The sequence below is a fragment of the Frateuria sp. Soil773 genome, assembly GCF_001428405.1.
Taxonomy (GTDB): domain Bacteria; phylum Pseudomonadota; class Gammaproteobacteria; order Xanthomonadales; family Rhodanobacteraceae; genus LMSL01.
Genome location: NZ_LMSL01000041.1, coordinates 548651 through 561959, shown reverse-complemented (window position 1 = coordinate 561959; position 13309 = coordinate 548651). Strand labels below are relative to the sequence as shown.

Sequence of the window (13309 nt, the reverse complement as noted above, 5' to 3'; positions counted from 1 at the left end):
CCGGCCGGCCCGGAAGCGGGCCGGCCGGCGCCGGTTCGCCGGGCCGGGCGGGGCCTTGGCCGTGCTAAGATTCGCGGCCTTTTCCACCGTTTTCACGCCGCTGCCGCGGCCCGGAGTTCCAAGCGCATGCGCACGCATTACTGCGGCCTCATCGACGAGGCGCTGGTCGGCCAGACCGTCACCCTGTGCGGCTGGGTCAACAAGATCCGGCTGCAGTCGCATGTCGCCTTCGTCGACCTGCGCGACCACGAGGGCCTGGCGCAGGTGGTGGTCGAGCGCGACAACGCGGCAGCGTTCGCCGTCGCCGGCGAGATCGGCAACGAGTACTGCCTGCGCGTCACCGGCACGCTGCGCAAGCGCCTGGCGGCCAACGACAAGCTGAAGACCGGCACGGTCGAACTGCTGGCCGACGAGGTGCAGATCCTCAACGCCGCCAGGGACCTGCCGTTCGCGCTGCACGAGAACCCGAGCGAGGACCTGCGGATGGCCTACCGCTACCTCGACCTGCGCCGCCCGGAGATGCAGCAGATGATGCGCACGCGCATCCGGCTGGTGCAGGCGCTGCGCCGCTACCTCGACGCGCGCGGCTTCCAGGACATCGAGACGCCGATCCTCACCAAGGCCACTCCCGAGGGCGCGCGCGACTACCTGGTGCCCAGCCGCGTGCATCCGGGCCAGTTCTATGCGCTGCCGCAGTCGCCGCAGTTGTTCAAGCAGATCCTGATGATGGCGGGCTTCGACCGCTACTACCAGATCGCCCGCTGCTTCCGCGACGAGGACCTGCGCGCCGACCGCCAGCCGGAATTCACCCAGCTCGACCTGGAGTTCGCCTTCGTCGAGGAAAAGGACGTGCAGGATTTCGTGGAGGAGTTGATCCGCCACGTGTTCAAGGAAGTGCAGGGCGTGGAACTGGACGCCGCCTTCCCGCGCATGACCTGGGCGGAGGCGATGCGCCGCTTCGGTTCGGACAAGCCCGACCTGCGCATCGCGCTGGAGCTGGCCGACGTGGCCGAGGCGCTGAAGCACGTCGAGTTCAAGGTGTTCGCCGAGCCGGCCAACGACCCGGCCGGCCGCGTGGCCGCGCTGCGCGTGCCGGGCGGCGCGGCGCTGTCGCGCAAGGAGATCGACGGGCTGGCCGAGTACGTCGCCAGGTACGGCGCCAAGGGCCTGGCCTGGATCAAGGTCGAGGACCGCGCCAAGGGCCGCGAGGGCGTCAACTCGCCGGTGGCGAAGTTCCTCGACGACGCGGCGCTGGAGGCGGTGCTCGCCGCCGCCGGCGCGCAGACCGGCGACATCGTGTTCGTCGGCGCCGGCAAGTGGAAGGCCGTCACCGACTTCATGGGCGCGCTGCGCCTGAAGGTCGGCAAGGACCGCGGCCTGGTCGAAGCCGGCTGGAAGCCGCTGTGGGTCACCGACTTCCCGATGTTCGAGTACGACGAGGACGAGCAGCGCTACGTCGCCCTGCACCATCCGTTCACCGCGCCCAAGGTCGACGACGTCGCCGACCTCAAGGCCAACGCCGCCACGGCGGTGAGCCGCGGCTACGACATGGTGCTCAACGGCAACGAGATCGGCGGCGGCTCGATCCGCATCCATCGCCCGGAGATGCAGAGCACGGTGTTCGAGCTGCTCGGCATCGGCGCGGAGGAAGCCGAGGCCAAGTTCGGCTTCCTGCTCAAGGCGCTGAAGTTCGGCGCGCCGCCGCACGGCGGCCTGGCCTTCGGCATCGACCGCATCGCGGCGCTGATGGCCGGCACCGAGTCGATCCGCGACGTGATCGCCTTCCCCAAGACCACCAGCGCGCAGGACCTGATGACCGACGCGCCGTCGCCGGTGGGCGACGCGCAACTGAAAGAGCTGCACGTGGCCGTGAGGGAATAGGGCGCAGAGAAGCAGAGAATGGCTTGAAGCGTTCGCCGCGAACCAGCCGCTTTCCGCTTTTGCGACTCCCCATTTCCCCATCCCGATTCCCGGTTCCAGTCCATGACCGAACACATCATCCTGCTGCACGGCCTGTGGATGCGCGGCTTCGCGCTGGGCCTGCTGCACCGGCGGATGATCGGGGAAGGCTTCCGCGTGCACCGCTTCGACTACCTCAGCGTGGCGTCGTCGCAGGAGCGCATCCTCGGCCGGCTGCAGGCGCGCATCGGCGAGCTGGCGCCCGATCCGGTGCACCTGGTCGGGCACAGCCTCGGCGGCCTGCTGGCGCTCAAGGCCTGCCTGGCGGCGGAGTCGCTGCCGCCGGGCCGCATCGTCTGCCTCGGCTCGCCGCTGAACGGCAGCGCCGCCGCGCGCGGCTTCGCCGAGCTGGGTCGGCGGGCCGGCGAGGCCCTGCTCGGGCACAACCGCGAGCTGCTGGAGCAGGGGCTGGAACGCTGGGACGGCCCGCGCGAGGTCGGCATGATCGCCGGCCGGATGCCGCTCGGGCTGGGCGCCGTGGTGGGCCACCTGGAAGGCGAGCACGACGGCACCGTGGCGGTGGCGGAAACCCGCCTGCCCGGCCTGGCCGACCACTGCGTGATCGAGACCAGCCACACCGGCCTGCTGCTGTCCGCCGAGGTGGCGCAGCGGGCCGCGCAGTTCCTGCGCCGCGGCCGCTTCGAAGCGGCCTGAGCGGGGCCGGGCGGGCGCCTTGCCAGCGCGCCGGGCGGACAGGGTAAAATTCGCGGCTTGTCACTCGTCCACTCGCAGGAATCCCCATGGGTAGAGGCCCGTCCATCGAAGGTCGCAAGAATGCCGAAGACGCCAAGCGCGCCAAGGTGTTCACCAAGCTGATCCGCGAAATCACCGTGGCGACCCGCGCCGGCGTGGCTGACCCGGCCTCCAACCCGCGCCTGCGCGCGGCGGTGGACAAGGCGCTGTCGGCGAACATGACCAAGGACACCATCGAGCGCGCGATCAAGCGCGGCTCCGGCGCCGACGGCGGCGCCGACATGCAGGAGCTGCGCTACGAGGGCTACGGCCCGGCCGGCATCGCGCTGATCATCGAGTGCTTCACCGACAACCCGACCCGCACCGTGGCCGAGGTCCGCCATGCGCTGACCAAGCACGGCGGCAACCTGGGTACCAGCGGCTCGGTGGCGTTCCAGTTCGCGCGCGTGGGCGAGCTGGTGTTCGCCACCGGCGGCGACGAGGCCGCCGAGGAGAAAGTGCTGGAGGCGGCGCTGGAGGCCGGCGCCGACGATGTGGTGAACGAGCACGGCGAAAGCACCGTGCTGTGCGCGCCGGAGAACTTCGAGGCGGTGCAGCAGGCGCTGGCCGCGGCCGGCCTCGACGCCCAGCACGCGGGCGTGGGCATGCGTCCGAACAACCGCGTCGCGGTGCCGGACGACGCGCTCGAGGCGCTGCAGGACCTGCTCGACAAGCTCGACGCGCTGGACGACGTGAGCGAGGTGTCGCACAACGCCCTGTTGCCGTCCGAGGCCGCCGGATAAGCCGGAGGGCCCCGCCTTCCGCACCGTTCCAGCGATGGTCCGCATCATCGGCATCGACCCGGGCAGCCAGCGCACCGGCGTGGGCATCATCGACGTCGACGACGGCGGCAAGTTGTCGCACGTCTTCCACGCGGCGCTGGCGGTGGCCGGCGAGGCGAGCTTCCCGCTGCGGCTGAAACGCATCTTTGACGAGCTGTGTGACATCATCGCCACCCATCGACCGGCCGAATGCGGCATCGAGCGGGTCTTCATGGCGCGCAATGCCGATTCGGCGCTGAAACTGGGCCAGGCGCGCGGCGCCGCGATCTGCGCGGTGGTCAGCCAGGGGATTACGGTGCACGAATACGCAGCGACGGAAGTGAAGCAGGCCGTCGTCGGCAGCGGCCGCGGCGACAAGACCCAGGTACAGCACATGATCGGCGTCCTGCTCGGCCTGAAGGGCCCGCTGCAGGCGGACGCCGCCGACGCGCTGGCGATCGCCGTGGCGCACGCGCACACCCGGGCCAGCCTGGCGCGGGTGGGCATCCCGCGCACGGCCTGGCGGCGGCGCCGGTGAACGGAACGAGGAAGGCGAAGCCGATGGCGACGAAGCGGGAATGGCGATGATCGGCCGGTTGCGCGGCACCCTGCTCAGCAAGCAGCCGCCCTGGCTGCTGGTGGAGGTGGGCGGCGTCGGCTACGAGCTGGAAGCGCCGATGTCCACCATCTACGACCTGCCGGGCATCGGCAAGGAAGTGATCCTGCTCACCCACCATGCGGTGAAGGAGGACAGCGTGGCGCTGTACGGCTTCCTGCGCGAGGCCGAGCGCGCGCTGTTCCGCAACCTGCAGAAGGTGAGCGGGATCGGCGCCAAGATCGCGCTGGCGGTGCTGTCGGGCGTGTCGGTCGACCATTTCGCGCGGCTGGTGCAGAGCGGCGACGTGGTGGCGCTGACCAAGATCCCGGGCATCGGCAAGAAGACCGCCGAGCGCATCGTGGTCGAGCTGCGCGACCGCGTGGACGGCCTGGGCACGAGCCTGCCGGGCACGCCGGCCAGCCCCGGCGCGCCGCCCGACGCGGCCGGCGAGGCCACCGTGGCGCTGCAGCAGCTCGGCTACAAGCCGGCCGAGGTGACCCGGCTGGTGCAGAAGGTCGCCGCCGACGGCGACAGCGCCGAGGCCATCATCCGCAAGGCGCTGCGCGCCGCACTCGGAGGCTGAGCCGGTGAGCCAGGAACCCCTTCAAGGCAACGAGGCCGAGCGCAAGCGCCGCATCGCCGCGCTCGCGCTCGGCGCGATCGGCGTGGTGTTCGGCGACATCGGCACCAGCCCGCTCTACACCATGAAGGAGACGCTCGGCACGCACGGCATGACGCCGACGCCGGCGGCGGTGCTGGGCGTGCTGTCGCTGATCTTCTGGTCGCTGGTGATCGTGGTGTCGCTGAAGTACGTGACCTTCGTGATGCGCGCCGACAACAAGGGCGAGGGCGGCATCATGGCGCTGATGGCGCTGGCGCAGCGCTCGATGGGCGGCTCGGCGCGGGCGCGCTGGGTGCTTGCGGTGTTCGGCATCTTCGGCGCGGCGCTGTTCTACGGCGACGGTGTGATCACCCCGGCGATCTCGGTGCTCGGCGCGGTGGAGGGCCTGCAGATCGCAGCGCCGTCGCTGGACCGCTACGTGGTGGTGATCGCGCTGGTGATCCTGGCGTGCATGTTCGCGCTGCAGCGACACGGCACCCACATCGTCGGCAAGGCCTTCGCGCCGGTGATGACGGTGTGGTTCCTGGTGCTGGCGGTGCTCGGCGTGCACCAGATCGTGCAGCACCCGCAGGTGCTCAAGGCGCTCAACCCGTGGTACGCGATCGAGTTCTTCGTGAGCCACGGCAAGACCTCGTTCATCGCGCTGGGCGGCGTGGTGCTGGCGCTGACCGGCGCCGAGGCGCTGTACGCCGACATGGGCCATTTCGGCAAAAAGCCGATCCGGCTGGCCTGGTTCTTCTTCGTGCTGCCGGCCCTGCTGCTGAACTACTTCGGCCAGGGCGCGCTGCTGCTGCTCGACCCGAAGGCGATCGACAGCCCGTTCTACCTGCTGGTGCCCGGCGCGCTGCTGTACCCGATGATCGCGCTGGCCACCATGGCCGCGGTGATCGCCTCGCAGGCGGTGATCTCCGGCGCGTTCTCGATGACCCGCGAGGCGATGTCGCTGGGCTATTCGCCGCGCATGGCGGTGGTGCACACCTCGCGCGAGATGTCCGGGCAGATCTTCGTGCCCTGGGTCAACCGGCTGCTGATGGTGCTGGTGTTCCTGGCGGTGCTGGGCTTCCGCAGCTCGGCCAACCTGGGCGCGGCCTACGGCATCGCGGTGACCGGCACGATGACCATGACCACCCTGCTGGCGCTGGTGGTGGCGCGCAAGCACTGGCACTGGAACTGGCTGTCGGTGGTGCTGGTGGGCATCCTGCTGCTGTCGCTGGACCTGGCGTTCTTCGGCGCCAACGCGCTGAAGATCGCGCACGGCGGCTGGTTCCCGCTGGTGCTGGGCGTGGTGCTGTTCACCATGATGACCACCTGGCGCCGCGGCCGCGAGCTGGTGGTGCGCGAGATCAAGCAGGGCGGGCTGGCGCTGGCGCCGTTCATCGAAAACATCGCCGAGCACCCGCCGCTGCGCGTGCCCGGTACGGCGGTGTTCCTCACCGCCAACCAGAACGCGGTGCCGCATGCGCTGCTGCACAACCTCAAGCACAACAAGGTGTTGCACGAGCGCAACGTGATGCTCACGGTGGACACGCTGGAGACGCCGGTGGCCGACGCCGACGAGCGCATCGAGATCACCCCGATGGCGGGCGACTTCTTCGGCCTGGAGCTGCGCTTCGGCTTCGCCGAGGACCCGAACATTCCGCAGGCCCTTTCGCTGTGCAACCGCAGCGGCCTGCCGTTCGACCTGATGGACACCACCTTCTTCCTGTCGCGCGAGAACATCGTCGCCGACGAGCGCCGCCCCGGCATGGCGCTGTGGCGCGACAAGCTGTTCGCCTTCATGGCGCGCAACGCCCTGCCGGCCACCGCGTTCTTCCAGATCCCGGGCAACCGGCTGATCGAGCTGGGTGCGCAGGTGGAGATCTGAACGATCGGGAATCGGGAATGGGGAATAGGGAATCGAAAAAAGCGCGATACTGCGGGCTCTCCGTGCTGCCGGGAGCCTTGCCTTTGCAATTCCCTATTCCCTATTCCCGATTCCCGGCATCGCCATGACCGAAGCCCGCATCATCACCCCTTCCGCCCAGCTCGACGACGACGCCCTGGAGGCGTCGATCCGTCCGAAGCGGCTGGCCGAGTATCTCGGCCAGCCGGCGGTGCGCGAGCAGTTGTCGATCTACATCGAGGCGGCCAGGAAGCGCGGCGGTGCGCTGGACCACGTGCTGATCTTCGGCCCGCCGGGGTTGGGCAAGACCACGCTCAGCCATGTCATCGCCAACGAACTGGGCGTCAACGTGCGCTCCACCTCCGGCCCGGTGCTGGAGCGCGCCGGCGACCTGGCGGCCCTGCTGACCAACCTCGAGAAGAATGACGTGCTGTTCGTCGACGAGATCCACCGGCTCTCGCCGGTGGTCGAGGAAGTGCTCTATCCGGCGATGGAGGATTTCCAGATCGACATCATGATCGGCGAGGGCCCGGCCGCGCGCTCGATCAAGCTGGACCTGCCGCCGTTCACCCTGATCGGCGCGACCACCCGCGCCGGCATGCTCACCGCGCCGCTGCGCGACCGCTTCGGCATCGTGCAGCGGCTGGAGTTCTACTCGCCCGACGAGCTGACCGCGATCGTGCGCCGCGCCGCGCGCATCCTCGCGATCGACTGCGAACTGGAGGGCGCGCGGGAGATCGCGCGCCGCTCGCGCGGTACGCCGCGCATCGCCAACCGCCTGCTGCGCCGGGTGCGCGACTACGCCGAGGTGCGCGCGGGCGGCCGCATCACCCTGGCCGCGGCGCAGGCGGCGATGGACATGCTCAAGGTGGACGCCGAGGGCTTCGACGAGCTGGACCGGCGCCTGCTGGCCACCATCGTGGAGAACTTCGACGGCGGTCCGGTGGGCGTGGAATCGCTGGCCGCCGCGCTCAGCGAGGACCGCGGCACGCTGGAGGACGTGGTGGAGCCCTACCTGATCCAGCAGGGCTACCTGGTGCGCACCGCGCGCGGCCGCATGGCCAGCGCCAGGGCCTGGCGCCACCTGGGGCTGGCGCCGCCGCCACGACAGCCCCAGCCGGCCGATCTGTTCGCGCCCGGGGACGAGGGATGATCGGCGGATAGCGAGGGGCGCCGCCGCATGGCTTGCCTTATGCTTCCCGCCGGGGTGCCGCGACCTCGCCCCCCGTTCCCCGCTTCCCGTCCCTGCCGACCATGACCGCAGATCCGAACCCTTCCGCGTCCCCCTTCCGATGGCCCGTACGGGTGTACTGGGAGGACACCGACGCCGGCGGCGTGGTCTACCACGCCAGCTACCTGCGTTTCATGGAACGCGCGCGCAGCGAATGGCTGCGCGGGCAGGGCATGGACCAGTCGGCCTTCAAGGCGGCCACCGGGCTGGCCTTCCTGGTGCGGGCGATGCAGATCGACTTCCTCAGGGCCGCCCTGCTGGACGATGAACTGACGGTGACGGTCGAGGTCAAAGAGCGCCGTGCAGCCAGTATCCTGTTCGCCCAGACGATCAGCCGGGCCGACGGCACGGAGCTGATCCGCGCGCAGGTGCGCGTGGCCTGTGTGGACGTCCATCGCATGGCGCCGGTACGGATTCCGGACGGCCTGATTCCAGGCCTCACCCCCTGACAACATCATCATTTCGGCGGAGAACCCCCAAGCCATGAACGGTGGATTGAACATTTTCAAGCTGGTTGCGGAAGCAAGCCTGCCGGTGCAACTGGTGATGCTTCTGCTGCTGGTGTTCTCCTTCCTGTCGTGGGTCATCATCATCCGCAAGCACGCGCAGATGAAGGCGGCGATGGAGAACGCCGAGGGCTTCGAGGAGCGCTTCTGGTCCGGCGGCGACCTGGCCCAGTTGTTCCGCGAGGTGAGCGGCCGCGGCGCCGACAACGGCGGCATGGAGACCATCTTCGAGTCCGGCTTCCGCGAGTTCGCCCGCCAGCGCCAGCGCAAGACCCACGACATGCGCGTGGTGATCGAGGGCTCCGAGCGCGCCATGCGGGTGGCCGGCACCCGCGAGATCGGCGCGCTGGAGCGCAACCTGGAGTTCCTCGCCAACGTCGGCTCGATCAGCCCGTACGTGGGCCTGTTCGGCACCGTGTGGGGCATCATGGGCGCGTTCCAGGGCCTGGGCGAGATGAAGGACGTCACCATCGCGGTGGTCGCGCCGCACATCTCCGAGGCGCTGATCGCCACCGCCATGGGCCTGTTCGCCGCGATCCCGGCGGTATGGGCGTACAACCGCTTCGCCAACAAGGTCGAGCGCGTGGCCTCCCGCTACGAAGTGTTCCAGGAGGAGTTCTCCTCCGTGCTGCAGCGGCAGATCCAGACCGACGACGCGACGGCCTGAGGCGACGCCACCATGGCCATGCGAACCTCCGCGCGCCACAAGCGCCTCAAGCTGAAGTCCGAGATCAACGTCGTGCCGTACATCGACGTGATGCTGGTGTTGCTTATCATCTTCATGGTCGCCACGCCGATGCTCAACGCGAACGTCGACGTGAACCTGCCGCAGGCCAACGCCAAGTCGCTGCAGGACAAGAAGGACCCGGTGATCGTCTCGGTGGGCACCGACGGCAGCCTGTACCTGACCATGGACGGCGCCAAGAAGGAGCCGGTCGACGCCGCGACGATGAAGGCCAAGGTTGGCGCCTTCGTCAAGGCTAATCCGGAGATCAGCGTGCTGGTGGCCGGCGACCGCGAAGGCAAGTACGACGGCGTCTACCAGGTGCTGGCCGACCTGCAGCAGGCGGGCGTGGCCAAGGTCGGCCTGATGAGCCAGCCCCAGGGTTCGAGCACGCCCGATGGACGAAAGTAAGGGCACTCCGAGGGCGGTCGTCCTTTCCGCCGTCCTGCACCTGGGCATCGTGGGCTTCCTGGCCTTCGCGGTCGTGCCGTGCTCGTTCTACGAAAGCCTGTTCGACGCCCTGCACCTGCCCGCGGGGTGGAACCCGATCACCTGCGCCAAGCCGCTGGAACTGCCCGGCGAGATCATCGAGGCGACCCTGATCGGGCCCACCGGCAGCCCGCCGCCGAAGCCGGTCAAGGCCAAGCCGGTCCCCGACACCGTGCCGCCCCCGCCGACGGTGCCGCCGCCCACGCCGCCCACCGAGGCGCCGCAGATCAAGACCCTGCCGCCGCCGCCCGAGCATCCGGACGTGAAGGACCAGGAGAAGGTGGCCGAGGAGGGGCTGCAGAAGGCCGAGGACGCGAAGAAGGAGCAGGAGGAGAAGCAGCGCCAGCGCCAGGCCGAGCTGGACGCCCAGGCGGCCAAGAAGAAGGAAGAGGAAAAGAAGAAGCTGGACGAGCTGTTCGCCAAGATGGACGCGGCCGCCGCGCAGACCAAGAAGCTCGACAGCAAGGCCCGGCAGGCCAAGCAGCAGATGGAAGACCTCAAGGACGCCAGCGATGACGGCCAGGCCGACCTGCCCCGGGCCGACCAGCGCCAGACCGGCACCAACGGCCCGGATGCCGGCCTGCTGGCCCAGTACCAGGCCGCGATTCAGAACGCGGTCACGCAGAACTGGCTGCGCCCGGATAACATGCCGAGCACGCCGTGCGTGGTGCATATCGTGCAATTGCCGGGTGGGGACGTGATGAGCGCCAAGGTCGATGCCGGCTGTCCGTACGACGAGCCGGGCAAGCGTTCGATCGAAAATGCCGTGCTGCGCGCCCAGCCGTTGCCCTACAAGGGGTTCGAGAGCGTGTTCCGCCGCAACATTGATTTCACCTTCAGGCCGCAATGATCAAGCCCATGCGCAAACCGAGTTCCTTCCTCGCCCTCGTCCTGCTCGCCGCGGCGGCGCTCGTCGCCGGGCCGGCCGCAGCCCAGTCGCTCAACGTCGAGATCACCGGCGGCCTGAAGACCGCCACCCCGATCGCCGTGGTGCCGTTTGCCCAGCAGGGCGGGGCACCGCTGCCGACCGACGTCGCCGACGTGATCCGCAACGATTTCAACCGCTCCGGCAAGTTCCGCTCGCTGGCCAAGAGCGAGATCGTGGAACAGCCCAGCAAGGGCGCGGACATCAAGTTCGCCACCTGGCGGCTGCTCAAGCAGGACTACCTGACCATCGGCCGCATCAGCGACGCCGGCGGCGGCATGCTGCGGATCGAGTACGAGCTGTGGGACGTCAACAAGCAGCAGAGCCTGCTGGCCCAGGCGTATACCGCGCCGGCCGGCGACCTGCGCGGCGTGGCCCACCAGATCGCCGACCAGATCTACGAGAAGATCACCGGCGTGCGCGGCGCGTTCTGGACCCGCATCGCCTATATCACCGCGGTCGGGCTGGGCAACAACACCACCTATTCGCTGATCGTGGCCGACTCGGACGGCTACAACCCGCAGGTGGTGGCGCGCTCGAAGGAGTCGCTGCTGTCGCCGGCCTGGTCGCCGGACGGCCGCAAGATCGCCTACGTCTCGTTCGAGAGCGGCAACTCGGCGGTCTACGTGCAGGACATCACCACCGGCTCGCGCCAACTGGTGGCCTCGCACCCGCGTGGCGTGAACGGCGCGCCGGCATGGTCGCCGGACGGCAGCAAGCTGGTCGTGGCGCTGTCCTACGTCGGCAACCTGGAGCTGTTCTCGCTCGACTTGGCCAGCCGCAAGGAAACCCGCCTCACCAACAACCTGGCGATCGACACCGAGCCGGTCTGGTCGCCGGACGGCCAGAGCATCTATTTCACCTCGGACCGCTCCGGCCGGCCGCAGATCTACCGGATGCCGGCCAGCGGCGGTTCGGCCGAGCGGGTCAGCTTCCAGGGCCAGAACAACGCCAACGCCTCGGTCAGCTACGACGGCAAGCAGATCGCCATGGTGCAGGGCAACGGGAACGTGTATCGTATTGCCATCATGGACCTCGGTCTGGGCGGACAGGTACGTTTCATTTCGCCCGGCCCGATCGACGAGTCGCCGAGCTTTGCTCCGAACGCCAGCATGTTGCTGTATGCCGCTACCGAAGGACGTCGCGGCGTGCTGTATGCGGTTTCGGCCGATGGCCTGGTCCGCCAGCGCCTGGTGCTGTCCGACGGCGACGTGCGCGAGCCGGCCTGGGGCCCGTACCGGCAACGCTGAATCCAAGTGATGCGCCGCCCACGCGGCGTATCACGCTGAATCGACCCGGGGCAGGCTTCCTTGGCTTGCCCGGGCCTATGTTGGTTCTCGGCCATGGCAGTACATCGCCGTGGCTGGTTTCACTGGCGGCGACGCGGTGCGTGGCCGCCGGCGCGTAGTGCGTAAAGAGTCAAAACAACAGCCGGGTCCACCGGCGGAACTGTCCCGTAACCGCAATCGTCATTGACTGTCGGATCTCAAACCCGTTTGAAGGAACGTCACCATGAATAAGACCGCTCGCGTCGCCCTGGTCGCCCTGCTCTGTGTTGGCGCGGCCGCTTGCTCGAAGAAGGCCGTCAAGCCGCAGGAAACCCAGCCGGCTGTCGACCAGACCCCGACCACCCAGCCGGACAACAGCGCCGGCAAGTACACCCCGGCCGACCTGGACACCGATGCGTGCCTGCGTCAGCGCGTCGTGTACTTCGATTTCGACAAGACCGAAATCAAGCCGGAGTTCCAGCAGATCATGGCGTGCCACGCCAAGTACCTGCAGGACCGCCCGCAGTCGCACATCCGCCTGGAAGGCAACACCGACGAGCGCGGCACGCGCGAGTACAACCTGGGCCTGGGCGAGCGCCGCGGCAATGCCGTGTCCGACGCGCTGCAGGCGGCGGGCGGCTCGGCCGGCCAGCTCGAAGTGATCTCCTACGGCAAGGAAAAGCCGGTGTGCCGTGAGCACAACGAGGATTGCTGGGGCAAGAACCGCCGCGTCGAGATCGTCTACACGGCGAAGTAATGAAGAAGCGACTGGCTAACCGCATCACGGCCAGGCTGGGCATGGCGGGCGCTCTCGCGTCCGCCATGCTTTTCGCCGTTCCGGCCACGGCGCAGGATTCCCGGCTGAGCCTCGCCGACCGCGTCGCGCGGCTGGAACAGCAGGCGCAGAACCAGGACAAGGGCGGTATCGGCCTGGTCAACCAGGTGCAGGCCCTGCAGTCGCAGGTGCAGCAACTGCAAGGCCAGATCGAGGAGTTGCAGCACCAGTTGCAGCAGCTCGAGGAAAAGAACAAGGCGCAGTACGTCGACCTCGATTCGCGCCTGGGGCGCCTCGAGGGTTCCGGCGCCGCTGGCGCCCAGCCCGCCGCCGCGGCGACGGGAGCGGCCCCGGCCACCTCGGCGGCAGGCAATGCCAAGCCGGCGACGGCAGGGCAGCAGGCCGCGCCGGCCTCTACGGCATCGAACAATCCCGCCCCGGCCGACGCCACGGGCGAGCAGGCCGCCTACGACGCGGCCTTCAAGTCGCTGCGCGGCGGCGACTACGTGCAGGCCTCGCGGGGCTTCCGCGGCTTCATCCAGCAGTATCCGAACAGTTCGCTCGCGCCCAACGCCTGGTACTGGCTGGGCGAGTCGTACTACGTCACGATGAACTACCAGGTGGCGCTGGAATCCTTCCAGCGGCTGCTGAGCCAGTTCCCGCAGAGCGAGAAGGCGCCCGACGCGTTGCTGAAGGTCGGCTACAGCCAGCTCGAACTCAAGCAGAAGGACGCCGCCAGGGCGACGCTGCAGTCGGTCACCGCCAAGTATCCGGGCTCGAAGGCCGCCAGCCTCGCCCAGGAACGCCTGCGCCGCCTGCAGCAGGCCAACTGAGGCC

The 13309-nt window shown here is 69.0% G+C and carries 14 protein-coding genes; all 14 read left to right on the top strand.

The window, feature by feature from the left end; genetic code table 11:
- Window positions 1-126 precede the first annotated feature (126 nt).
- Entirely contained in the window at window positions 127-1881 is a 1755-nt protein-coding gene (aspS, locus tag ASG87_RS18265; RefSeq protein ID WP_056008607.1) for an aspartate--tRNA ligase, read from the top strand.
- A 102-nt stretch (window positions 1882-1983) separates the two neighbouring features.
- Window positions 1984-2613 carry an alpha/beta fold hydrolase gene (locus ASG87_RS18260; protein WP_056008604.1) on the top strand — a complete coding sequence of 210 codons (630 nt, stop codon included), beginning with the start codon at window positions 1984-1986 and terminating at the stop codon, window positions 2611-2613.
- Between the two features lie 86 nt (window positions 2614-2699).
- A complete protein-coding gene (locus ASG87_RS18255) occupies window positions 2700-3434 on the top strand; it encodes a YebC/PmpR family DNA-binding transcriptional regulator (RefSeq protein WP_056008601.1) in 735 nt (244 codons plus the stop codon).
- A gap of 34 nt (window positions 3435-3468) precedes the next feature.
- Window positions 3469-3990, top strand: a complete 522-nt coding sequence (gene ruvC / locus ASG87_RS18250; protein ID WP_056008598.1) for a crossover junction endodeoxyribonuclease RuvC — start codon at window positions 3469-3471, stop codon at window positions 3988-3990.
- 46 nt (window positions 3991-4036) lie between these two features.
- Entirely contained in the window at window positions 4037-4633 is a 597-nt protein-coding gene (gene ruvA / locus ASG87_RS18245; RefSeq protein WP_056009133.1) for a Holliday junction branch migration protein RuvA, read from the top strand.
- Between the two features lie 4 nt (window positions 4634-4637).
- Window positions 4638-6536: a potassium transporter Kup gene (locus ASG87_RS18240; protein WP_056008595.1), complete on the top strand. Its 1899-nt coding sequence runs from the start codon at window positions 4638-4640 to the stop codon at window positions 6534-6536.
- 124 nt (window positions 6537-6660) lie between these two features.
- Window positions 6661-7707, top strand: a complete 1047-nt coding sequence (gene ruvB / locus ASG87_RS18235; RefSeq protein ID WP_056008592.1) for a Holliday junction branch migration DNA helicase RuvB — start codon at window positions 6661-6663, stop codon at window positions 7705-7707.
- Between the two features lie 101 nt (window positions 7708-7808).
- Complete coding sequence (gene ybgC / locus ASG87_RS18230; RefSeq protein ID WP_056008589.1) at window positions 7809-8234, top strand: tol-pal system-associated acyl-CoA thioesterase; 426 nt, start codon at window positions 7809-7811, stop codon at window positions 8232-8234.
- 34 nt (window positions 8235-8268) lie between these two features.
- A complete protein-coding gene (tolQ, locus tag ASG87_RS18225) occupies window positions 8269-8958 on the top strand; it encodes a protein TolQ (protein WP_056008586.1) in 690 nt (229 codons plus the stop codon).
- A gap of 18 nt (window positions 8959-8976) precedes the next feature.
- Complete coding sequence (gene tolR / locus ASG87_RS18220; protein ID WP_056008583.1) at window positions 8977-9426, top strand: protein TolR; 450 nt, start codon at window positions 8977-8979, stop codon at window positions 9424-9426.
- Complete coding sequence (tolA, locus tag ASG87_RS18215) at window positions 9413-10354, top strand: cell envelope integrity protein TolA (RefSeq protein WP_056008580.1); 942 nt, start codon at window positions 9413-9415, stop codon at window positions 10352-10354. Before tolR ends, tolA begins: the two co-directional genes overlap by 14 nt.
- A gap of 8 nt (window positions 10355-10362) precedes the next feature.
- Window positions 10363-11679: a Tol-Pal system beta propeller repeat protein TolB gene (gene tolB, locus ASG87_RS18210; RefSeq protein ID WP_056009130.1), complete on the top strand. Its 1317-nt coding sequence runs from the start codon at window positions 10363-10365 to the stop codon at window positions 11677-11679.
- Window positions 11680-11941: 262 nt separating this feature from the next.
- A complete protein-coding gene (gene pal, locus ASG87_RS18205; protein WP_056008577.1) occupies window positions 11942-12454 on the top strand; it encodes a peptidoglycan-associated lipoprotein Pal in 513 nt (170 codons plus the stop codon).
- On the top strand, window positions 12454-13305 hold the full coding sequence (gene ybgF, locus ASG87_RS18200) for a tol-pal system protein YbgF (protein WP_200949140.1): 852 nt from the start codon (window positions 12454-12456) through the stop codon (window positions 13303-13305). Before pal ends, ybgF begins: the two co-directional genes overlap by 1 nt.
- Window positions 13306-13309: the final 4 nt, after the last annotated feature.